18 protein-coding genes, 3 tRNA genes and 2 pseudogenes are annotated in these 22,764 nt (G+C 64.4%); 5 read left to right on the forward strand and 18 right to left on the reverse strand.

The window, feature by feature from the left end:
- Positions 1-76: pseudogene (locus MF6396_RS03270) on the reverse strand (Hcp family type VI secretion system effector); the annotation flags it as partial.
- Between the two features lie 468 nt (positions 77-544).
- Between MF6396_RS03270 and MF6396_RS03275 the strand changes: the two are divergent.
- Positions 545-925, forward strand: coding sequence for a RidA family protein (locus MF6396_RS03275; protein ID WP_043862834.1), 381 nt, complete (start codon positions 545-547; stop codon positions 923-925).
- A 25-nt stretch (positions 926-950) separates the two neighbouring features.
- Here MF6396_RS03275 and MF6396_RS03280 read toward each other — a convergent pair whose 3' ends face one another.
- Positions 951-2,003, reverse strand: a complete 1,053-nt coding sequence (locus MF6396_RS03280; protein ID WP_078479723.1) for a hypothetical protein — start codon at positions 2,001-2,003, stop codon at positions 951-953.
- Between the two features lie 17 nt (positions 2,004-2,020).
- A complete protein-coding gene (locus tag MF6396_RS03285) occupies positions 2,021-3,157 on the reverse strand; it encodes a hypothetical protein (protein WP_078479724.1) in 1,137 nt (378 codons plus the stop codon).
- A 188-nt stretch (positions 3,158-3,345) separates the two neighbouring features.
- Here MF6396_RS03285 and MF6396_RS03290 point away from each other — a divergent pair, with 188 nt between their 5' ends.
- Together MF6396_RS03290 and MF6396_RS03295 are read left to right on the forward strand one after the other, a co-directional pair.
- A complete protein-coding gene (locus MF6396_RS03290) occupies positions 3,346-4,467 on the forward strand; it encodes a carbon-nitrogen hydrolase family protein (RefSeq protein WP_078479725.1) in 1,122 nt (373 codons plus the stop codon).
- 3 nt (positions 4,468-4,470) lie between these two features.
- Positions 4,471-5,511, forward strand: a complete 1,041-nt coding sequence (locus MF6396_RS03295; protein WP_054916648.1) for an AraC family transcriptional regulator — start codon at positions 4,471-4,473, stop codon at positions 5,509-5,511.
- Positions 5,512-5,798: 287 nt separating this feature from the next.
- Here the strand turns inward: MF6396_RS03295 and MF6396_RS03300 are convergent, their stop codons facing one another.
- Positions 5,799-6,677, reverse strand: coding sequence for a DUF2242 domain-containing protein (locus tag MF6396_RS03300; protein ID WP_078479726.1), 879 nt, complete (start codon positions 6,675-6,677; stop codon positions 5,799-5,801).
- Between the two features lie 363 nt (positions 6,678-7,040).
- On the opposite strand from MF6396_RS03300, the pseudogene MF6396_RS29380 reads away from it, so the two are divergent.
- Positions 7,041-8,000: pseudogene (locus MF6396_RS29380) on the forward strand (methyl-accepting chemotaxis protein); the annotation flags it as partial.
- A gap of 27 nt (positions 8,001-8,027) precedes the next feature.
- Positions 8,028-8,858 carry a methyl-accepting chemotaxis protein gene (locus tag MF6396_RS29385; RefSeq protein WP_370409650.1) on the forward strand — a complete coding sequence of 277 codons (831 nt, stop codon included), beginning with the start codon at positions 8,028-8,030 and terminating at the stop codon, positions 8,856-8,858.
- 158 nt (positions 8,859-9,016) lie between these two features.
- Here MF6396_RS29385 and MF6396_RS03310 read toward each other — a convergent pair.
- The 14 genes from MF6396_RS03310 to MF6396_RS03375 form a co-directional block, all read right to left on the reverse strand.
- Positions 9,017-9,093 (reverse strand) — tRNA-Asp (locus tag MF6396_RS03310).
- A gap of 95 nt (positions 9,094-9,188) precedes the next feature.
- A tRNA-Asp gene (locus MF6396_RS03315) sits at positions 9,189-9,265 on the reverse strand.
- A 77-nt stretch (positions 9,266-9,342) separates the two neighbouring features.
- Positions 9,343-9,418: transfer RNA gene (locus MF6396_RS03320), tRNA-Val, on the reverse strand.
- A 181-nt stretch (positions 9,419-9,599) separates the two neighbouring features.
- Entirely contained in the window at positions 9,600-10,358 is a 759-nt protein-coding gene (locus MF6396_RS03325) for an SDR family oxidoreductase (RefSeq protein WP_167400232.1), read from the reverse strand.
- Positions 10,359-10,369: 11 nt separating this feature from the next.
- The gene (locus MF6396_RS03330; RefSeq protein WP_043862841.1) at positions 10,370-11,581 is read right to left on the reverse strand and encodes an O-succinylhomoserine sulfhydrylase; all 1,212 of its coding nucleotides are present in this window, start codon (positions 11,579-11,581) and stop codon (positions 10,370-10,372) included.
- 16 nt (positions 11,582-11,597) lie between these two features.
- A complete protein-coding gene (gene purF / locus MF6396_RS03335) occupies positions 11,598-13,103 on the reverse strand; it encodes an amidophosphoribosyltransferase (RefSeq protein WP_043862842.1) in 1,506 nt (501 codons plus the stop codon).
- A gap of 41 nt (positions 13,104-13,144) precedes the next feature.
- Complete coding sequence (locus MF6396_RS03340) at positions 13,145-13,699, reverse strand: CvpA family protein (RefSeq protein WP_043862843.1); 555 nt, start codon at positions 13,697-13,699, stop codon at positions 13,145-13,147.
- A gap of 99 nt (positions 13,700-13,798) precedes the next feature.
- The gene (locus tag MF6396_RS03345) at positions 13,799-14,443 is read right to left on the reverse strand and encodes an SPOR domain-containing protein (RefSeq protein WP_043862844.1); all 645 of its coding nucleotides are present in this window, start codon (positions 14,441-14,443) and stop codon (positions 13,799-13,801) included.
- On the reverse strand, positions 14,427-15,734 hold the full coding sequence (folC, locus tag MF6396_RS03350) for a bifunctional tetrahydrofolate synthase/dihydrofolate synthase (RefSeq protein WP_078479727.1): 1,308 nt from the start codon (positions 15,732-15,734) through the stop codon (positions 14,427-14,429). Before folC ends, MF6396_RS03345 begins: the two co-directional genes overlap by 17 nt.
- On the reverse strand, positions 15,731-16,651 hold the full coding sequence (accD, locus tag MF6396_RS03355; RefSeq protein ID WP_043862846.1) for an acetyl-CoA carboxylase, carboxyltransferase subunit beta: 921 nt from the start codon (positions 16,649-16,651) through the stop codon (positions 15,731-15,733). The genes folC and accD overlap by 4 nt, the downstream gene beginning before the upstream one ends.
- Before the next feature lie 283 nt (positions 16,652-16,934).
- On the reverse strand, positions 16,935-17,555 hold the full coding sequence (locus MF6396_RS03360) for a phosphoribosylanthranilate isomerase (RefSeq protein ID WP_054916652.1): 621 nt from the start codon (positions 17,553-17,555) through the stop codon (positions 16,935-16,937).
- Between the two features lie 38 nt (positions 17,556-17,593).
- Positions 17,594-18,439, reverse strand: coding sequence for a tRNA pseudouridine(38-40) synthase TruA (gene truA / locus MF6396_RS03365; RefSeq protein ID WP_078479807.1), 846 nt, complete (start codon positions 18,437-18,439; stop codon positions 17,594-17,596).
- Between the two features lie 119 nt (positions 18,440-18,558).
- On the reverse strand, positions 18,559-21,435 hold the full coding sequence (locus tag MF6396_RS03370) for a FimV/HubP family polar landmark protein (RefSeq protein WP_078479728.1): 2,877 nt from the start codon (positions 21,433-21,435) through the stop codon (positions 18,559-18,561).
- Positions 21,436-21,610: 175 nt separating this feature from the next.
- A complete protein-coding gene (locus MF6396_RS03375; RefSeq protein WP_043862849.1) occupies positions 21,611-22,621 on the reverse strand; it encodes an aspartate-semialdehyde dehydrogenase in 1,011 nt (336 codons plus the stop codon).
- Positions 22,622-22,764: the final 143 nt, after the last annotated feature.

Consider the following 22,764-nt stretch of genomic DNA (forward strand, 5'->3'; position numbering starts at 1 on the left):
AATCGGCGGTGAAGGCACCGGCGGTGATCAGGCCTTGTTTGGTGCCGGTGACGGACATGTAGGCAGGTGTTGCCATGGGGGTTTGCTCCTTGCAGAAAGTGAAGCCGAACAGGCGAAAAATGCCGTGCGACTGCAAGGAGACAGTTCAAGACCCGTGCCAACTGAAATTTAATTGTTGTTAATCAGTAGCTTGTGTTTTTACTGTACGTTTTTTGAGCACTTTTACGCGAGAAAACCCGAAAAAGTGCGCAACTTCTTGCGCAGTACTGTGCAAGAAGTTGCGCAGTTGGCTGCAGGCCACGTTGAGTATGGCCCTCAGCAATGTATGCACAGGGTTATCCACATTTGAGTGCGCAAGAAGTTGCGCAGTTGGGGAAATCGGCCGGGAGCATTTCAAGAGGCAAAACGAGCGTCGACTGACCGATCGATCGTCGCCGACAGGCACCCACTCACTGACGACTGAATGCGCTCGCCATCGCACCTCATGCGCCATGACCCTGTAAACTGTCGGCCAACTTGTCCCCCCCTCAAACGAGAGCTGCCCATGGCCAACCACGACCTCACCTTCGTTCCCGATCTCGATGCCGACTCCATCTCCTCCGACGTTGTCGGTTTCGGCGGCGTGCTGGTCTCCACCCAGATCCCGACCCGGGCAGACGGCAGCCTGGAACTGGGCGACATCACCCTGCAGAGCGAATGCACCCTGCAAGCCCTGAAGGTGGCACTGGAGCGCGCCGGCAGCTCGATGGACAGGGTCATGCACCTGACCATCTACCTCACCGACATGGCCGACCGCGCCGCCTTCAATGCGGTGTACCAGCGCTTTTTCGCCAAGCCATGGCCAGTGCGGGCCGCAGTTGGCGTGGCCGCCCTTGCGGTTGAAGGCATGCGCGTGGAAGTGACCGCCATGGCGGCCAAGGGCTGAGACCAGCCGTAGGCGGTCGCCTGGCTCAGGACCGCGGCAGGCAGGCCAGCATCTGACGGATACGCTGCTGGGTATAGCCGGCTCGCGCAGCCGCCTCATCGATCGACTGCCGGGTCACTGTCTGCTCGATCAACCCGCCTTTGCGGGAAAATCCGGCCTGGCCAAGCACGACGAAATCGACCGGCTCGCTGATACCGTTGTAGGCACGGATATCGCTGGCGCTGCTGGCTGCTCGCCCTCTCCGGCAGCCGTCCCCTGGTTTGTCCGGGGACGACCGAAAAGGGGGCGTCAGGCCTGACTCGACAGCGCTGCAGCGCTGCCCCACAGGGATAGGGCCGGATGCCTGTGCGGTGATTGCATTGGTGTGCAACAACTGGTGCAGCGCGATTGAGCCTTCGCCAAAAGCCGGCCCGCTTTCGCCCACAAGCGCGAACGTGCCGTGCAGGCCCTTGCCTGCGACCCAGACGATCGATCCCAGCATGCTCGCCTTGGCGGCCACCGCTATGGGCAGTGTCTCGGAGTCCAGAGACTGCACCTGGCCATCCACCTTGTGGCGCAATGAGGTAGTGGAAACATAGCTCTGCACCGTGGCGCCGCTCACGGTGTCAAGCAGCGGCCCCTTGCGCAGGCGGCCCTTGCCATTTCCGATGAGGTAGCGCCCATTGCCGCAGGATGTTCTGGCCTGCCCTGGCGCAAAGGGCTCGACTTCCATCGCATACACGCAGAACTCCGGCGTGTGCTCGGCAAACCCTTTGAGTTCCGCCTTCAGAAAAGCGTTTCGGCAATCAAGGTCGCATCGATAGCGGACACCTTTGCGCATGATCGAAAGGCCGTTGGCGATATAGGTGAACCCATGATCGCCAACGGTGTAGGCGCCCTTGCCACCATCCGGATTCACTGCCAGCCGCGCACGCACGGCGATCGAGCCATCCTTGAACACTCGCGTCACCAACACTCGGGAATCACCCTTGCTGCTGGTCAGTGTGCCAGGCGTACCGCAATCCTCGGCGCCTGAAGCCATTGACGCGGCGAGCAGAAAGCCCGCAGCAAGCCCGGACAGTACCGTTGGGCCAGACATTCTCGATCCCCCCCTGCTCAAGGACCAGCCGCAGGAGCGGCGGAGATACTGATATAGAAGTCGATGGTGACTTCGCCCTTCTGGCTATCCGTCAGATAGGCCTTCAGCGGTTTCTGGGTCTGCCTGAGCGCCTTGACCTCCACCCAGTAGCTTCTGTTTTCAGTAATCACCCTGATTTCGGCAGCGCCCTGATCGGATGAGTCCTGGGTTGCGTAGGTGATGCGCAGGTCGCCGGAGGAGTTCAGGATCAGAAAGCGCTCCTGCCCGCCTGCCACCATGTCCAGTGTGGATCCGGATGGCAGCCCTTTGATCGAGGGCACTTGCCCCTGAAACGGGTTGCAACCGGAAGCATCACTGTCAAAGCCCGGTGCAGTGGTGTAGATGCGCGCAATCCATTCATTGGCCTCATCGGCCAGCAAGGCCGCCTGGAGCTGCTGCTGGGCATTGAAACGTCCATTGATGGAAATAGGCGCCAGGCCGGCTGGCCACGCGTTCTTCGTGCCGTCCGGCGGGGGAACCGGCCGTGACCCGATCGCGTCGGAGATGATCCGGTACGTCACCTCAGGGGCAGGCTGCAATGCAGCCAGGTAGTTATTGAGCGCCGCGACGATTTCGACCAGTTTCTCCTTGTACACCCTGTCGAATGCCTTCGCCCTGGAAATCGCGCCATACAACGAGTAGGCATTGGTAATCGACACGGCTCCAGAGCCAGCCTTCAGCTGGGCGATGCGCCTTATCAGCTCGTTACCGTCCTCCAGGCTGGCCCGCTCGTATATCGACTCGACACACATCACCGCTTGCACGCCACGGTGATAAAGCTGCTCTCTGGTGGGTTTGTACTGCGCAGCGGAAAAACCATAGAGCGATGCACTGCCAGCCGCAAGCGCTGCCACCTGGTGACCGTTGCCTGCAGTGACGGCCTTGTAGCCCCCAAGACCCAGCGCACCTGCCAGCGCCAATGACGATCCCGACTGCCAGTAGGCCAATCCGTTGGTCTTGCCCTGGAGCTCCATGCGGATCTTGCTGGCCAGTTGCGAGCCAGTGGCAGTCTTTGTTTCAGGCGCGATACTCTGCACATAAGGGTTGAACAGCGCACAGGATGCGAGCAGCGCGGCTCCGCCCATGACCAGCAGTCTGACCAGCCGTATCGTCATGATGCCAATCCTTTGGAAGGCTGTAACAACGACGATAGATCCGCCATGGCAAATAGCAAGTGCGCCAGTATTTAAGACGCCTGCAGCTGTCCTATGCTTCGACTCAGGGCCCAGTGCGAGCAGGATATGTTTCACCAACCCCCTGTTTCCAGTACCCTCGACGCAACTGCGGACATACATCTGATTCCATGCGAAAACTTCTGCTTGGCGCCCTGGCGCTTGTTCTGACTGCCATGCTCCTGGGCTATGGCCTGTGGACCGAACAACGCCCGGCCGGCCACTACCTGTCCGACCTTCGCGTTGAAGTGGCGCTGAACCAGGGCGTGCCCGCCGACAAGGGCAATCTGCTGGGCATCGAGCCACTGCTGTATCCGGGCGACTACCAGAACCTGGCCCTGCTGCACCGCAAGCTCGCCGCCTACCTTGAACACGCTCGCACCCAGGGCCTGGTCGGCCCGCGCACGATCGTGGTGCTGCCCGAGCATATCGGCACCTGGCTGTGGGCCCGCGGCGAAAAGAAAGAGCTGTACCAGGTCACCCGCCTGCAGGAGGCCTGGCAATGGCTGGAGCTGAGCAACCCGCTGCGCTACGGGCTGGCCATGTTCAACGCCGAGGGCGACGACCGCCGTGCCGATGCGCACCTGCGCATGAAGGCCACGCAGATGGCAGCCGACTACCAGCAACTGTTCGGCGGCCTGGCCAGGGAGTTCGGCGTGACCCTGGTGGCCGGTTCCATCGTGCTGCCCACCCCGTATGCAGAGCAAGGCATCCTTCACAGCGGCAGCGGCGCGCTGTACAACAACGGCGTGGTATTCGCCAGCGACGGCAAGGTGATCGGCCAGCCGCAACGCCAGCAATACCCCGACAGTGAAGTGCGCCGCTTCATCCGCAGCGGCGATGCCTATCCGCTGCAAGTATTCGATACACCCGCAGGCCGCCTCGGCGTATTGGTGGGCAGCGACAGCTGGTACCCGGCCAACTACCAGCAACTGGCCGCGCAGTCGGCACAACTGATCGCGGTACCCGCCTTCATCAGCGGCCGAGACAGCTGGACCGCCCCCTGGCGCGGCAACCGCCACCAGCCGATGGCCGTGAGCCTGCCGCTCAAGGCCGGCCAGGTCGAGGAAGGCCAGGCCTGGCAGCGCCTGATCGGCCACGGCCAAAGCGCCGATACCGCCCTGCTGAGCGTGTTCCTGCGCGGCCAGTTCTGGGAAATTGCCGGCGACGGCCTGGGCTTCACCAGCCGCGACGGGCACTACGTCAGTGCCAGCAGTCATCCCGGCGCGCGCCTGCTCAACCTCTGGCTGTAACCGATGAACCGACCACGGGTACGCCTGGGGGATCTGTCGGTGGGGTTCATCCAGAGCCTTGCGCAGGCGCTGCAGCAACTGGGGCATGATCCGGCCCCCCTTCTGCAACGCTACGGGCTTGTGCCTGCACGGCTGGCCGAAGCCGGTGCGCGCCTGTCGATTCCGCGCTACATGCACCTGGGGCATGCCGCCATTGCACTCAGCAACGAACCGGCGCTGGGCTTGCACATGGGCCGCCTGAGCCGCCTGAACCAGGCCGGCCTGGCCGGTGTAGCCGCCGCCCAGGCCCCTACCCTGGGCGAGGCCGCGCGTACGCTGGTGCGTTTCGAGCCGCTGTACGCCGCCAACTACCGTGGCCAGTCCAGCCTCCATGAGGACAATCAGGGCGCCTGGCTGCGCTTCTATTCGATCAGCCCGTACAACGACTACAACCGCTTCGTGGTCGACTCGGTACTGGCCGGCTGGCTGGCACAACTGTCGGGGCTGGTGGGGGTGGCATTGCAGGCGGAGCGTATGGAGATCGAGTTTTGCGCGCCCGCCTATGCCGACCGTTACCAGGCCCTGTGCAGCAGCCCGGTGCAGTTCGGGGCCACACATAATCAGTTGCGCCTGGACCGCGCCAGCCTGGCGCTGCGCAACCCGGCCCATTGCCCCAGCACCTGGCAGCACCTGTTGCAGCTATGCGAGCAGGAACTGGCGGAGCGCACGCGCATGCGCAGCCTGGCTGAGCGTATCGCCCATCTGCTGGGGCCGTTGCTCAACGGCGGACGTGAACCGGACCTGGGTGAAGTGGCGGCGCAGCTGCAACTGCCCACTTGGACCTTACGGCGCAAGCTGGCCGAGGAAGGCACGCAGTTTCGGGCGATTCTGAACGACACGCGCCGCGATCTGGCTGTGACCTACATCCGCGACACGGAGCTGGCCTTTGGCGAAATAGCCTACCTGCTGGGGTTTGCGTCGGCAGAGGCCTTCCAGCGCGCATTCAAGCGCTGGAACGGCGTGACGCCGGGGGACTTTCGCCGCAGCCAGCGGCGGGGCGCATAAGCCCGATCAGAGCTCGGTAGCGTCTTCGGCCGGCTCTGGCGGGTCGAGTTCGAATGCGCGGTATTCCAGCAGTTCTTCTTGATAGTCGTCCATTGCCTGCTCCTTGGTTTTCTCGATCATGTCATTGAGTCGTGCTTCACCCTAAAGTGCCCAGGTGAAGAAAAAATGACCGTGACGTGACAGGCTGGCGCAAGGTGGCTAGCCCTTCGCTGGCAAGCCAGCGAAAAGCACAAGCGCTCAGCCCATTGAGATAAACGTAGCAGGCAATCGATGATTTATCCGATGCGTCACAGCGGCGCAGGCGCGTCGGGCGTCGGGGCCGCTGGAGGCTGCGCCGGTGCGGCGGCAGGCTCGGTGGGCGGTGCAGTCTGTTCGACCGTGATCGGCGCCGCATCCTGGGGCGGCGCCACAGGCTGCGAGCTCTTGCTGTCGTCGACCAGCGGTGCAGCCGGCGCTTGCGCTGCCGGTACCGACACCACCGGCGCTGCGACCTCGGCAGTTGCCGCAGGGGCCGGAGCCTGCGCCGGCGCGGCCTCGACGGCCGGAGCGCTTGGCGCAGCAGGCGCAGGTTCGGGCACTCCCAGGTCGAGAGCCGGCTTGGCGGGTTCGGCCTTGGGCTCGACCTTGGCCTTCTTGCTCGGCTTGGGCAGGAAACTCTCGACCAACGCAAAGTAGCGCTCGTAGAACTTGGGCGAGGTCACCGTTTCGCTGGCCACTTTGACCATGGAGTCGTCCGACGAGCCGATCGGCATCGACACCGACCCCAGCACACCCACCCCGAGGCTGGCCGAAGTGTTGGATTTTTTCAGCGCATAACGGTCCTGCAGGGCATTGGCGAACATGGTCGAGCGCTGACCGGAACCGGTGTCGTTGGCACAGACCACGTTGAAGCTGATCTGCAGGTGCGAGTCGCCCGTCTGCTGGAAGCTCTTGTTGCCATTGACCTGGCCCGGTTCGCTGGTGGTGATGATGTAGCCCTGGCTGAGCAGCGCGCGCCGGGCAGCCTCGCAGGTACCTGCTTCGCTGACCGGAAAGCTGCGCGAGAAGGTGCCCGAGTCGTCGAAGTTCTCGTGTTCGTAGATGGCGGCTTTCTTCGAGGAACAGCCGGCAACGCCCGCCAGCACAAGGGCCAGCCCGAGCGCAGTGAAGACGGTTGACTTTGACATTGAAAATCCTGCGAAAAACGGTCGGCGCCTATTGTGCATCACATCCGCAGATGACTGAAACCGCAACCGGGCGATCCGGCACTAAATTTCACCTGCACAGCGGCTGGCCTGCACTACACAGCCGTCCTGAACCATTGGTCGCGATTTTTTTCGTTCACTATTTAACCAGCTTTCCCACGTCATACCGGGAAATGTCTGACTCCCCGCTACACCTTGAGCCCATCGATACTGGCCCGGCATGCGACAGAAAATGGCAATACGCCACTACGTCAGCCACTGACCATCGACCCAGGAGCATTCAAGGTGAAAAACATATCGGTGAAAGTGAAGCTGGCCCTCGGTTTCGCGAGTATCGTGCTGCTGATGGCGCTCCTCGCCGTGATCGGCATTCGCAGCCTCAACACCCTGACCACCCGTGCCGATCGGCTGGTGTCGGTCAATCACGTGCTCGACCACACCAATGACATTCGCGCCGCGCGCCTGTCGTATGAACACCACGGCGATGAAAACCTTGCGGCGCAATTGAACACCTCTTACAGCACCCTGGTGACGCTGATCGAGGAGAACCTCCAGCGCCTGGACGACGCAGTGTCCAGGCAGCAGTTGCAACACGTGCTGGAAAACATGCAGGGCTACATGCAGCAGTTTCGCCAGCTGCAAACCGCCCAGCAGGACATAGGCCGCATCCAGGCCGATTCCGAGCGCCTGGGCAGCAGCCTGCAGAACGATGTCCGTACGCTGACCCAGGCGCTGTACCAGGACGACGCCGGCAACGTCCGTCGCGACCTTGCCACCCTCAACGACGCCCTGAGCGACCTGCGCCAGAACAGCCTGGCCATGATGCGCGAGGGCAGCACCAAACGCCTGGACACGGTGCGTGAGGCCCACACACGCGCCAATGACAGCGTGAAGCGCCTGGGCAGCGGTCACCCGCAACTGGGTAGACTGCCCTCCGACCTGGACCAGTACCTGCAACTGGCCGAGCGCTTTGCCCGCGATGTCGAGCAGCAGGCCCGCAGCCGTACGGTGCTGGTGAGCAATATCGAAACCAGCCTGGAAGCGATCAATACGCTGATCGCACGCCAGAATCAGCTCAGCGTCGACGAATCCAGCCACAGCCGTGCATTGATGCTCGGGCTGCTGGTTGGCGCCATGCTGCTGGGCGGTGCGATCGGCTGGGTGATCATCCGCCAGATCACCCAGCCGTTGCAGCAGGCCGTAGTGATCGCGCGTCGTATCGGTGCCGGCGACCTGAGGGATAACAGCAGCGAGCTGCGCCGTGACGAGTTTGGCCAGTTGCTCCAAGCCCTCTCCCAAAGCGGCGACAACCTGCGCGGTGTGCTGGGCCAGGTGGGCACCGTTACCGCTCAGTTGTCAGCGGCGGCCGAGCAGCTCTCGGCCATCACCGAACAGACCCGTGCCGGCGTCGACAGCCAGAAACTGGAGACCGACCAGGTCGCCACGGCCATGAGCGAAATGGTAGCCACGGTGCAGGAAGTGGCGCGCAATGCCGAGCAGGCCAGTACCGCCACCCGCCAGGCCAACAGCCAGGCCAGCCAGGGCAATCTGGTGGTACAGCGCGCACTGACCCAGATCGACCAGTTGGCCGACGACATCGGCACCTCCGCCGACGCCGTCGGCAGGTTGTCCGAAGAGAGCGAACGCATCGGCAGTGTGATGACGGTGATCAATGCCATCGCCGAGCAGACCAACCTGCTGGCGCTCAACGCCGCCATTGAGGCGGCACGTGCCGGCGAGGCCGGGCGTGGCTTCGCCGTGGTGGCCGATGAGGTGCGCGGGCTGGCCCAACGCACCCAGCAGTCCACCGCAGAGATCGAGACATTGATCGGGTCATTGCAGCAGGGTGCGCAGAGGGCTGCAGAACGCATGCACACCAGCCAGGGCATGGTCGGTACGACAGTCGGGCTGGCCAATGAGGCAGGCGTGGAGCTGCAGGCCATCACACACACGGTCACGCACATCCAGGCCATGAACGTGCAGATCGCGACCGCCGCCGAACAGCAGAGCGCGGTAGCCGAAGAGATCGGTCGCAGCGTGATCAGTGTGCGTGATGTGGCCGAACAGACGTCCACCGCCTCGGCGCACACTGCCACCTCGGCGGCAGAGCTGGCGCGCCTGGGCACTGAGCTGCAAGGACTGCTTTCGCGCTTCAAGGTCTGAGGGGCATATTCTTTCGCCAGCAAGGCCGGCACCTGCAGGCAGTACGTCGCCAGCAGGTGCCAGCCTTGGCGGCCAGGCTTTTCTGCAGGCACAAAAAAAGCGACCTTAAGGTCGCTTTTTTTGTTGCTTCGAGGAGTTCAAGGGCCTCGAGGCGGATATGGCGCAGCGGACGGGACTCGAACCCGCGACCCCCGGCGTGACAGGCCGGTATTCTAACCGACTGAACTACCGCTGCGTATCGCACAGGCTTTCACCTGTTTGAAACTGGGATCTGGCCTGAAGCCTTGGCTTCGGACCTCAAACCGGTTGTTGAACCGATCTGGAGAAAAGTGGCGCAGCGGACGGGACTCGAACCCGCGACCCCCGGCGTGACAGGCCGGTATTCTAACCGACTGAACTACCGCTGCGCATAGTGGACTTGCGTCCTGTTCCTCTCTGGTAACACCGTCTTTCGAAAGTGTCGGGCCAGGAACATCTCAGGAAGTGGTGGGTGATGACGGGATCGAACCGCCGACCCTCTGCTTGTAAGGCAGATGCTCTCCCGGCTGAGCTAATCACCCGTGTGCTTCGCTGAGGTGGTGAAATTTACGCAGGTATCGAACCTAAGTCAATACCAGTGTTGAAGTTTTTTTCACTTTCGTAAAAAAACAGCTGCAGGCTTCAAGCAACAAGCTGCAAGTAAAAGCAGAATCAAAAGCCGATTGCACAGGTTCTTGCAACGTGCCGCGTGAAGCCCGCCGCTTACGTGTAAATCATCTTCTTGGTCATGCCACCGTCCACCACGAACTCCTGGCCGGTGACAAAACCCGCGTTGCGCGACAACAGCCATGCCACCATCGCCGCCACATCTTCCACGGTTCCTACCCTGCCCGCCGGGTGCTGCGCATGGTCGGCCTCGCTCAAGGGCTCGGCACGGCGCAGCGAAGGGTCCCGCGCATCGATCCAGCCAGGGCTGACAGCGTTGACGCGGATCTCCGGGCCCAGGCTCATGGCCAGTGCGTGGGTCAGGGCCAGCAGCCCGCCCTTGCTCGCAGCATAGGCCTCGGTATCGGGTTCGGACTGTGCCGCACGGGTGGACACCAGGTTGACGATGGCGCCGCAATGCGCGCGCAGGTAAGGCGCACAGTGCTTGGCCAGCAGCATCGGGCCACCCAGGTTGACCGCCAGCACGCGGTTCCAGTGGTTCAGGCTGAGGCTTTCGAGGGTGGTATTGTGCGGGTCGGCAATCGCCGCGTTGCACACCAGCGCATCCAGGCGCCCGAACTGCCCCAGCACCTCGGCCACGCCCACCGTCACCTGGGCCTCGTCGGCCACGTCCATGCCGACAAACCAGGCGTTGTCACCGAGCACCTTGGCCACCTTCGCGCCACGGGCCCGATCCAGGTCGGTGAGCACCACTTGCCAGCCCTCGCTGATCAGCCAGGCCGCGATGCCCAGGCCGATCCCGCGTGCAGCGCCGGTTACCAGCGCCACACGCCCGTTGTGGCTGCTCTCGCTCACCGACCAGTCGATCACAGCGCCGCCAGACCGCGCGCCAGGTCGGCCTGCAGGTCGCCCACGTCTTCCAGGCCCACGGCAACCCTGATCAGGCTGTCGCGAATCCCGGCGGCCTCACGCTCCTGCGGCGCCAGACGGCCGTGGGAGGTGGTGGCCGGGTGGGTGATGGTGGTCTTGCTGTCACCCAGGTTGGCGGTGATCGAAATCAGCCGCGTGGCGTCGATGAAGCGCCATGCGCCCTCCTTGCCACCCTTGACCTCGAAGCTCACCACCGCACCGAAGCCGCGCATCTGGCGCTTGGCCAGCTCGTGCTGCGGGTGGCTTGGCAGGCCCGCGTAATGCACCTTCTCGACACCGTCCTGCTGCTCCAGCCACTCGGCCAGGGCCTGGGCATTGGCGCAGTGGGCGCGCATGCGCAGGTTCAGCGTTTCCAGGCCCTTGAGGAACACCCAGGCGTTGAACGGGCTCAGCGTCGGCCCCGCAGTACGCAGAAAGCCCACCACTTCCTTCATGTGCTCGTTGCGTCCGGCGACCACGCCGCCCATGCAGCGGCCCTGGCCGTCGATGAACTTGGTCGCCGAATGCATGACGATGTCCGCGCCCAGCTTCAATGGCTGTTGCAGGGCCGGAGTGCTGAAGCAATTGTCCACCACCAGCAGCGCGCCCCGGGCATGGGCGATCTCGGCCAGCGCGCCGATGTCCACCAGCTCGGCCAGTGGATTGGACGGCGACTCGACGAACAGCAGCCTGGTATTGGGCTTGATCGCCTGTTCCCAGCCAGCCAGGTTGGCCAGCGGCACGTAGTCGACCTGCACGCCGAAGCGCTTGAAGTACTTCTCGAACAGGCTGATGGTCGAACCGAACACGCTCTGCGAGACCAGCACGTGGTCGCCAGCGCTGCACAAGGCCATCACCAGCGACAGGATCGCGGACATGCCTGTGGAGGTGGCGACCGCCTGCTCGGCGCCTTCCAGGGCGGCGATGCGCTCCTCGAAGGCCCTTACGGTCGGGTTGGTGTAGCGCGAATAGACGTTGCCTGGAACCTCGCCGGCGAACCGCGCAGCGGCGTCGGCCGCCGTACGGAACACGTAGCTGGAAGTGAAGAACAGCGGGTCGCTGTGCTCACCTTCCGGCGTGCGATGCTGGCCGGCGCGTACCGCCAGCGTATCGAAAGCGACCCCGTCGAGGTCGCTGTCCAGGCGCCCGGCATCCCATTGCTGTGTCATGCCGTTGCTCCCCTTGTCAGTTGTTGTAAAGGTCGATGATCGCGCTGACCGCCTGGTTCTTGACCTTGGAGGCGTCGTTGCGCGCCTGCTCGATCTTGTCCAGGTAGGCGGCGTCGATGTCGCCAGTCACGTACTGGCCATCGAATACCGCGCAATCGAAATGCTCGATCTTGATCTTGCCACCACCTACAGCCTCGATCAGGTCCGGCAGGTCCTGGTAGACCAGCCAGTCGGCGCCGATCAGTTCGGCCACGTCCTGGGTGCTGCGGTTGTGCGCGATCAGTTCATGAGCGCTCGGCATGTCGATGCCGTAGACGTTGGGGAAACGCACCGCTGGCGCGGCGGAGCAGAAGTAAACGTTCTTCGCGCCGGCTTCGCGGGCCATCTGGATGATCTGCTTGCAGGTGGTGCCGCGCACGATCGAGTCGTCGACCAGCATCACGTTCTTGCCGCGGAACTCCAGCTCGATGGCATTGAGCTTCTGGCGTACCGACTTCTTGCGCGCGGCCTGGCCGGGCATGATGAAGGTACGGCCGATGTAGCGGTTCTTGACGAAGCCTTCACGGAACTTCACGCCCAGGTGGTTGGCCAGTTCCAGCGCCGCGGTACGGCTGGTGTCGGGAATCGGGATGACCACGTCGATGTCGTGCTCGGGACGCTCGCGCAGGATCTTCTCGGCAAGCTTCTCGCCCATGCGCAGGCGCGCCTTGTACACCGACACACCGTCGATGATCGAATCCGGGCGGGCCAGGTAAACGTGCTCGAAGATGCAGGGGGAAAGCTTGGGCGCGATGGCGCACTGGCGGGTGTGCAGCTTGCCTTCTTCGGTGATGTACACCGCTTCGCCCGGCGCCAGGTCGCGGATCAGGGTGAAGCCGAGCACGTCCAGCGAGACGCTTTCGGAGGCGATCATGTATTCGACGCCTTCGTCGGTGTGACGCTGGCCGAACACGATCGGGCGGATGCCGTTCGGATCGCGGAAGCCGACGATGCCGTAGCCGGTGATCATCGCCACCACCGCGTAGCCACCCACGCAACGGTTGTGCACGTCGGTCACGGCGGCGAACACGTCTTCCTCGGTCGGTTGCAGCTTGCCGCGCACCGCCAGCTCATGGGCGAATACGTTGAGCAGCACTTCGGAGTCGGAGTTGGTGTTGACGTGGCGCAGGTCGGACTCGTAGATCTCCTTGGCCAGTTGCTCCACATTGGTCAGGTTGCCGTTGTGCGCCAGGGTGATGCCATACGGCGAGTTGACGTAGAACGGCTGGGCCTCGGCCGAGGTCGAGCTGCCCGCAGTCGGGTAGCGCACATGACCGATGCCCATGTGGCCCACCAGACGCTGCATGTGACGCTGCTGGAACACGTCACGTACCAGGCCGTTGTCCTTGCGCAGGAATAGTCGGCCATCATGGCTTGTAACGATACCGGCAGCATCCTGGCCGCGGTGCTGGAGCACGGTTAGCGCGTCATACAGCGCCTGATTGACGTTCGACTTACCGACGATACCGACGATGCCACACATGCGACGCAACCCCTACATTATGAAACTTGACGGATCAGCACTCAGGGCGCTTTGGGCCCAAGCAACTGTTCTTGAAACGGGAGATCAGCCGGTGCGCTGATTCCGCTGGCTAGCCACTGGCTGGTCAGCCCCAGAATGAGGTTTTTCGACCAGTCAGCCACCAATAGAAATTGTGGCAGCAGGCGAGACTCCTGCCACCACGGGTCCTGTTGTACCGGCCCCAGGCTCAGCAGCCCGACCGCCACCACGACGAGCAGGGCCCCGCGAGCGGCGCCGAAAGCCATGCCCAGGAAGCGATCGGTCCCGGACAACCCGGTGACGCGAATCAGCTCGCCGATCAGAAAATTGATCATTGCCCCCACCAGCAAGGTGGCGACGAAAAGAATGGCACATCCGGCTATCACCCGCGCCGACGGCGTCTGGATGTAGCCTTCAAGGTACTGCGAGATACCGCCACCGAACATCCAGGCGACCGCACCGGCGATGATCCAGGTAAGCAGCGACAAGGCTTCCTTGACGAAACCGCGCTTGAGACTGATCAGCGAAGAAACGGCGATGATCGCGAGAATCGCCCAGTCGACCCAGGTAAATGCCACAGTGCTGCCTGCAAACGGATAAGGCGGCGCATTTTACCAGAGCGGTGGGCTATCGGTAAGCGGTGATTTGCCGTCCGGCGGCAGCCGGACGGCGGGGGGTCAGCTACGTTCGGGCTGGAAGCGCACCACAAAACCCTTGAGGTTCTGCTGGCGGTTGATCACATCGCGCAGGCGCTCGGCTTCGGCACGCTCGATCAGCGGCCCGACGAACACCCGGTTGGTACCTTCGGCCGAGCGAATATAGGCGTTGTAGCCCTGACTACGCAGGGTTTTCTGCAGGTTCTCGGCATTGGCGCGGTTGGACAGGCTGGCCAGTTGCACCGACCAGCTCACCGGCAGGCCATTGCCATCGACCTTGGCAGGTGCACTGGCAACCGGCTTGGCCGGGGCCGCCGCAGGCTTGCTGACCGGCGCAGGCGTGGCCGGCTTGGCCTCCGTCACCGGCGCGGCGGGCGCTGGGGTGGGTGCAGTCACCACCGGTGCCGGGGCAATGGGCGTGCTCGGTGCGCTGGGTTCCTGGGCGGTGAGCGCCTCATCCTGGATCACCTGCGGCTCGGGCACCTCCACCGGCTCCACCTGCACCTGCGGCAAGGCCGGCACAGCCGGGGCGGCGGGCGCCTCGACATGCACCTGGCGCAGCTCGTCCTCACGGGTGAACAGCATCGGCAGGAAGATCACCGCCAGTGCCACCAGCACCAGCGCGCCCACCATCCGCTGCTTGACGACTTTATCCAGCAACGCCATTTGCCCCGTCCTCCATGGTCTGCCGGCTCAGCCACTGCAGGGCCTCGCCGACACAGAAAAATGATCCGAACAGCAGGATCTGGTCGCCTGCCGTCGCTTGCGCGCACTGCCCGTCAAGGGCGTCGGCGACGCTTGCATACGACTTCACGTCGGCGCCAAGGTTCTGCAACGCGGCCTGCAACTCGCTTGCAGGCCGGCTGCGGGCGGTATCCAGAGGCGCAACCGCCCAGTGGGCCACTTGCGCATGCAGCGGTTCGATCACCCCGGCCAGGTCCTTGTCGGCCAGCAGGCCGAACACCGCCAGGCGCCTGCCGGGCACCGGGCGCGAAGCCAGGCGCTGAGCGAGGTACTGGGCCGCATGTGGATTATGGCCGACGTCGAGCAGAATGCTCAGGTGCTTGCCCTGCCAGATGAACTGGCGACGGTCGAGACGCCCGACGATACGGGTGTCGCGCAGTGCCTGGGCGATCTGCGCGGCATTCCAGGGCAGGCCGGTCAGCAGGTAGGTCTGCAGCGCCAGCGCCGCGTTTTCCATGGGCAGATCGAGCAACGGCAGGTCGTGCAGCTCGACGGCATTGCCGTGCGCATCCACGCCCCGCCACTGCCAGTACTGGTCGGTGCTGGACAGGTCGAAGTCGCGTCCGCGCAGCAGGAACCGGCAGCCTAGTTCGCGTGCCTTGTCCAGCAACGGCTGCGGCGGGTCGAGGTCGCCACACAGCGCCGGCTTGTCGGCACGGAAAATCCCGGCCTTCTCGAAGGCCACCGACTCACGGGTATCGCCAAGGAAATCGCAATGGTCGACACCGATACTGGTGACCACGGCAAGGTCGGCGTCCACCAGGTTGACGGTGTCGAGCCGCCCGCCCAGGCCCACTTCAAGCACCACGGCGTCCAGCGCCGACTGCTGGAACAGCCAGAACGCCGCCAGGGTACCGGCCTCGAAGTAGGTCAGGGAGGTCTCGCCACGCGCCGCTTCGACGGCGGCGAATGCCTGGCACAGCTGCGCATCGCTGGCCTGCTGGCCGTCGATCTGCACCCGCTCGTTGTAGCGCAGCAGGTGCGGCGAGCTGTAGACCCCGACCTTCAGGCCCTGGGCCTGCAGCAGGCTGGCCACGAAGGCACAGGTAGAGCCCTTGCCGTTGGTGCCGGTAACGGTAATCACCCGAGGCGCGGGCTGGCCCAGCCCGAGGCGCGTTGCGACCTGCCGCGAACGCTCCAGGCCCATGTCGATTGTCGACGGGTGCAACTGCTCGAGGTAGGCGAGCCACTCGCCCAGGGTGCGCTGGGTCATACGTTGGCAGGCACCGGTGGTACCACGATCGGCTCGATCACGGGGGCGACGAACTTCGGCGTCGGCAGGCCCATCATCTGCGCCAGCAGATTGCCCAGGCGCGGGCGCAGTTCGGATCGGGCGATGATCATGTCGATGGCACCGTGCTCCAGCAGGAACTCGCTGCGCTGGAAGCCTTCAGGCAGTTTTTCGCGCACGGTCTGTTCGATAACCCGAGGGCCGGCAAAGCCGATCAGCGCCTTGGGCTCGCCTACGATCACGTCGCCGAGCATTGCCAGGCTGGCCGAAACGCCCCCGTAAACAGGGTCGGTGAGAACCGAGATGAACGGGATGCCTTCTTCGCGCAGGCGCGCCAGCACGGCGGAGGTCTTGGCCATCTGCATCAGCGAGATCAGCGCTTCCTGCATGCGCGCGCCGCCCGAGGCCGAGAAGCAGACCATCGGACAACGGTTTTCCAGGGCATAGTTGGCGGCACGCACGAAACGCTCGCCGACGATGGCACCCATCGAACCGCCCATGAAGGAGAACTCGAACGCACTGACCACCACCGGCATGCCCAGCAGGGTACCGCTCATGGAAACCAGGGCGTCCTTTTCGCCGGTCTGCTTCTGCGCAGCAACCAGGCGGTCCTTGTACTTCTTGCCGTCGCGGAACTTCAGGCGGTCGACCGGCTCCAGGTCGGCACCCAGCTCATTGCGGCCTTCGGCGTCGAGGAAGATGTCGATGCGTGCACGTGCGCCGATGCGCATGTGGTGATTGCACTTGGGGCACACATCCAGGGTCTTTTCCAGCTCCGGACGATACAGCACGGCCTCGCAGGACGGGCATTTGTGCCACAGCCCTTCGGGTACCGAGCTCTTCTTCACCTCGGAACGCATGATCGAAGGGATCAGTTTGTCTACCAACCAGTTGCTCATGCTTTCTTTCTCCAGTAGCGGCGACCGGCAGGCAAAAGTTGCCGGGTCACGCGTATGCCCTTGAGCTCAATTCGTGTATGACGCGATGATGAAACGTGGCCGGCGGTGCGCGTTCAGCGCGGTACCACCCTGCCCCAGCTTCATCGTCAACCTGTAAAGGCGACGCCGGTGGCGCCACCCGGTAATTTCGATCGGCCCGTGGGCGCGATCCGGCAGCAACGGGCTGCGAAAGCTATGGACGATGGCGCACCGCCAGCCGTCACATCGAGCATTCGCCCGCCCCTCACGCCTGGCGCACCGCGCGCATGAACGCCTCGATGCGGGCCGGGTCCTTGATGCCCTTGGCCTGCTCCACCCCACCACTGACGTCCACTGCGTAAGGACGCACCTGGGCGATGGCCGCCCCGACATTGTCGGCCGAGAGGCCGCCAGCCAGGATGATCGGCTTGCTCAGGTGCTCGGGTATCAGGGACCAGTCGAACGCCTCGCCGGTTCCACCCGGAACGCCGGCCACGAAAGTGTCGAGGAGGATGCCGCTGGCCTTGGCGTACTGCTGGCAGCCGGCCTCCAGGTCATCCCCGGGGCGAACCCGCAGGGCCTTGATCCAGGGACGGTGGTAGCCGTCGCAGTCGGCCGGGGTTTCGTCGCCATGAAACTGCAGCAGGTCCAGCGGCACGGCGTCGAGGATCTCGTTGAGCTCACAGCGGCTGGCGTTGACGAACAGGCCCACGGTGGTGACGAAGGGCGGCAGTGCAGCGATGATCGCCCGCGCCTGCTGCACGTTCACCGCCCGCGGACTTCTGGCGTAGAACACCAGCCCGATGGCGTCGGCGCCCGCCTCGGCCGCGGCCAGCGCATCCTCGATGCGGGTAATCCCGCAGATCTTGCTGCGAACGGCGGACATGGCCTGTGAACCTCAGCTGAACCGGAAAGCTCCGGATGTTAGCAAATGCCTTGCGGGCCGTCAGCCGTCAACGACTCGTAACCCGTAAGGAAATGTGGCCCGATGAAACGCTCGGGCAGTTCGAACTCGTCATGGTATTCCACCTGCACCAGGTACAGCCCGAACGGGTGCGCGGTCACCCCGCCGGTACGACGCACGCGGCTTTCGAGCACTTCCCTGGCCCACTCGGGCGGACGCTCGCCGGCGCCGATGGTCATCAGCACGCCGGCAATGTTGCGCACCATGTGATGCAGGAAGGCGCTGGCACGGACATCCAGCACGATCATGCGCCCATGCCGGCTCACCCGCAGGTGATGGATCTGCTTGATCGGCGACTTGGCCTGGCACTGGCCGGCGCGGTAGGCGCTGAAGTCATGGGTGCCCACCAGGTAGGCTGCGGCTTCGGCCATGCGCCCGGCATCGAGCGGGCGGTGATTCCAGGTGACCTGGTCGCCCAGGTGCGCCGGGCGGATCTGGTCGTTGTAGATCACGTAGCGGTAGCGCCGGGCAATGGCCTTGAAGCGCGCGTGAAAGTGCGCCGGCATCTGCCTGGCCCACGACACGCTGACGTCATGCGGCAGGTTGATGTTGGCGCCCATGGTCCAGGCCTTCATGCTGCGCACCGCCCGCGTGTCGAAATGCACCACCTGGCCGCTGGCATGCACGCCGGCATCGGTACGCCCGGCGCACTGCAGCGACACTGGCGAGTCGGCGACCTTCGACAGCGCCTCCTCAAGGGTCTGCTGCACGCTCGGCACGCCACTGGCCTGGCGTTGCCAGCCACGGTAGCGGGTGCCTTTGTATTCCACGCCCAGCGCGATTCTGAAAAAGCCTTCGGCGGCCATTTCGGCTGCGGCGTTATCGATGATTTCCAAGGGGATACAGCCTGTCGGTTTACGCAATGGCGCGGATTATAACGACAACGGCAGCCACGAGGGCTGCCGTTGGCCTTTCAGGTGGGCGTTCAGCTCATCTGCGAACGCAGTTCGATGGCTTCCTTGCGCTGGGTCTCGGTACCTTCCTTCATCACTTCATCGAGTATCTCGCGGGCGCCGTCGTTGTCGCCCATGTCGATGTAGGCACGTGCCAGATCGAGCTTGGTGGCGGCTTCGTCGGTACCGGAGAGGTAGTCGAACTCCGGCTCGTCGAGCATCAGGTCGGAGGCGTCCTCGGCGGTGAAGTGCGGCGCGATGGAAGGCTGCTCGAGGTTCTGCGAGAGCTTGTCGAGCTCGGCGTTGACGTCGTCCAGCTCGGCGGCAAAGCTGGCGTCCAGCGGGTCCGGCTCGTCGGCCAGGGACAGGTCGAAATCATCAGCCAGGTCCGGGAAGCTGTCATCCAGCCCCAGTGAGTCATCGAACGCGGCCAACTGGGCCTCGATATCCAGTGGCGCTTCAGGCGTAGCGGCGGGTGCAGCTTCAGGCGCCGGTGGCGCAAGGTCGGCGCCCATGTCGAGGTCGAAGTCGGACAGGTCATCCAGGATTGGCTCGGGCTCGACCGGTGCAGGTTCGGGCATCGGCTCGGCAGGCACCTCGGCGGGTGTCTCGGCCGGCACTTCAGTCACTGCCTGCTCCTGCACGTCGGGCACGTGCGGCGCTGGCGTCTCGGCCTGGGCCTGGGCCTGGGTCTGCTCTTGCAGCAGGGTATCGAAATCGAGGTCGTCGAGCGCCGCGATATCGGCAGGCGGCGTGGCCTGCGGGGCCTGAGGATCATCGATCTGCAGGTCTGCCAGGCCCTCGAGACCTTCGAGGTCTTCAAGGCCTTCCAACCCCTCCAGGTCATCCAGGCTCAGGTCGAAGGCGCTGTCCAGGTCGTCTTCGCCCGGCAACTCGATTTCCGGCTCGGGCTGCGGGTCGTCCTGCAGCAGGTCCTGCACATACTGGGCATCCAGCTCGGCGGCCAGGGCCGCAGCGCTGACGCCCGCTGCGGCCACGCCGAGCATGGCCGGGTAACGCTGCTTGAGCGATTCGACATCGGCGTGGTTCTGACCATTGGCAACCAGTTGGCGCTCGTGGCCGACAAAAGCGTCACGGTCGCCCTGGCGGGCATAGACTTCCATCAGCTTCAGGCGCAGGTCGGCGCGCTCGGGGGCCTGCTCCACCGCAGGCTCCAGCAGCTCGGCGGCATGGTTCAGACGACCGCGGGCAATGCTCAGGTCGACTTCCGCCAGCAGGGCATCGTCATTTGGCGCGGGGGCGTCCTCGGCCGGTGCCTGCACGGCAGCCGCGATGACGGCCGGTGCCACCACCGCAGCCGGGGCCGAAGACGGAACCTCTACCGGCTCGGGCGCGGGCTCGACCACGGGGGCCGGCTTGGGCTCGAATTCCGGCTCCAGCTCCAGCTCGGACTCCGGGTCCAGCCTGTCGTAGGCGGGTGCTACCTCGGCAGCCGCAGCCGCTGCAGCGGAGGCCGCCACCACACCCGGCGCCAGGGTCACGCTCGGCGCGGAGACCTCCAGGCCCTCGAAACTGCTTTGCGGCAGGTCCATGTCCGGCCCCAGGCCCAGGTCGCTTTCCTCGGCCAGGGCTCGCGCCATGCGCATGTGCTTTTCAGCCTCCTGCTGGGCACGACGCTTGCGCGCCAACAGCAGCAGAAGCAACAACAGCACCAGCAAGGCTGAACCTGCGATCAGCGCCAGCAGCCAGCTGTTGCCCAGCAGGTCGTCGAGCATCTTGTCCGAATCGCTCGGGGTAACGGCAGCCGGCGGCGTTTCGGCCACCGGCGCGGTATCCACGGCAGCCGGCGCCGGGGACACCACCGCTTCGCTCGGTACCGCCTGCTGCAACTGGGCATCGATCGCCGGCTGCTCGGGCGCAGGCACGCTCGCCGGCGCGGTGCTCTGGGCTTCCAGGCGCGCCAGCTGGTCGTTCTTCAGTTCGATCAGGCGCTGCAGCTTGTCCAGCTGGCTCTGCAGATCCGCCACACGGCTTTTCAGCTCGGCGTTGTCACGCCGGGTGGTGTCGAGGCTCTCTTCGGCCATCGCCAGCTTGTCGGCCAGGGCCTTGCTGTCGCCAGCCGCACCTTTGCCGCCGGGTGCCACCAGCTTGAGGTTGTCCTGCTGGGCGATACGCGCCGGGGCGGCGCCGGCCGCGTCACGCCGGGTGGCGTCGAGCTGGCGCGCACGCGGGCCCAGACGGCGCCCCTCACGCCAGGCCGCATACTGCTCGGCCACTTCCTTGACAGCCTGACCCTGGGGGATGGCGGCGATCTGCTGCTGGTCGGGCAGGCGCAGTACCTGGCCAACCTTGAGCTGGTTGATGTTGCCGTTGTAGAAGGCATCGGGGTTGAGCGCCTGGATCGCCAGCATGGTCTGCTGCACCGATCCACCCTGGCGCGCCTTGGCGGCAATCTGCCACAAAGTGTCGCGACGCACGGTGGTGTGGCGGGCGGGCGCGGTCACCGCAGGGGTGACGCCCGAAGCCGCCTGGGCCGCTTCGGGAGAGAATTTGGAGGCGTCGATCAGTACGCTGTAGTCGCGCAGCAGGCGGCCCTGGGGCCACATCACCTGCACCAGGAACTTGACCATAGGGGCCGGCAGCGGCTGGCTGGAGGTCACCCGCAGCACGCTCTTGCCACTGGGGTTGATCACCGGGGTGAAGGTCAGGTCGTTGAGGTACGCCTGGCGTTCGACCCCGGCCTTGCTGAACTCTTCGGCCGGCGCCAGGCTGGGCACCACTTCGGCGGGAGTGAGGTCACGCACATCGAGCAATTCGATCTCGGCATCCAGCGGCTGGTTCTGCCCCGACTTGAGGGTCAGCTCGCCCAGCCCCAGCGCATGCGCCATACCCGAGGACAGCGCCGATGCCGCGGCTATTGCTAACACCAGTTTGCGAATTCGAAGCATGACCTCATCCTTTGTATGAACCTTCCCCGGCTACCGAGAAGAAAGTGAAAAACCGCCGTGAGGCATTTGACTGGCATGACCACCGGATCATGTTGGCAAGGTGCCCCGCAAGCGCGTGACGGCCGCTCACTTCCAGTATTTCAGAAACAATGTGCAAATCGTCGCCAAGTATCTTTTACGCAAGGTGTTTTATCAACAACTCCGCCAGCTGTACGGCGTTCAACGCCGCGCCTTTGCGCACGTTGTCGGTGGTCAGCCAGAGATTGAGCTGTTCGGCCTCGTCGACACCGCCACGCACCCGCCCGACATACACCACATCCTGGGCCACCGCATCGCCGACCGGGGTCGGGTAGTCACCTGCCTCCACCAGTTCGACACTGTCGGCGTGCTCCAGCACGGCGTTCACCGCCGCCAGATCGACCGCCTTGCGACTGTGCACGGCCACAGTGTAGCTATCGCCGAAAAACACCGGGACTTGAACACAGGTCACGGAAATCTTCAGCGAAGGCAGGCCAAGCAACTCGCGCAGCTCACTCACCAGGCGACGCTCCAGCGCGCCATGGCCCTCGCTGTCGCTGGTACCCACCTGGGCCAGCAGGTTGAACGCCACCTGGCGATCGAAGAAGCGCGGCTCCAGCGGACGCGCATTGAGCAACTCGGCAGTTTGCCGGGCCAGTTCGCCCACCGCCTCGCGGCCCTGTGCCGACACCGCCATGCACGCCGTCACGTTGACCCGTTCCAGTTCCAGCAGGTGCTTGAGCGGGGCCAGCACCACCGCCAGGGCAACCGCGGCAGCGCTCGGGCTGACCAGTTGCACGGGCAGGCTCTGACTGTCGATGGCCTGTGGATTGGCCTCGGGCACCACTGCTGCCACCTGTTCGGCCGACAGCGCGCCGGACAGATCGATCACCGCACACCCGGCGGCACGCGCCTTGGCGGCGAAACTGCGGGTAACCGCAGGGCCTGCGGCGAAGAACGCCAGCTTGACCTGGCTGAAGTCGAAGGCATCGACTTCGCGCACGCGCAGGTTCTTGCCACGGTAGTTCACCGAGCTGCCCGCCGACTCGTTGCTGGCCAGCAGGTGCAGGGTGCCCAGGGGAAAATCGCGCTCCTCGAGGATTTGCACCAGGGTCTCGCCGACGGTGCCGGTGGCGCCGATCACGGCGATATCGTAGGTCTGAGTCATGGACAGTGCCTCTGGCAGAACGGGGGGAGCGGCACTTTACTCGGATTGCCGCAGCGAGACCACCCGGTGCCGGCAAAGGCATCAGGCCACCACAAAAAAGCCCCCTGCGTCGCAAGACGAGGGGGCCTGTTCTACCGCGCAGC

It is taken from the genome of Pseudomonas sp. MF6396, assembly GCF_002018915.1.
GTDB classification, from domain to species: Bacteria; Pseudomonadota; Gammaproteobacteria; order Pseudomonadales; family Pseudomonadaceae; genus Aquipseudomonas; species Aquipseudomonas palmensis.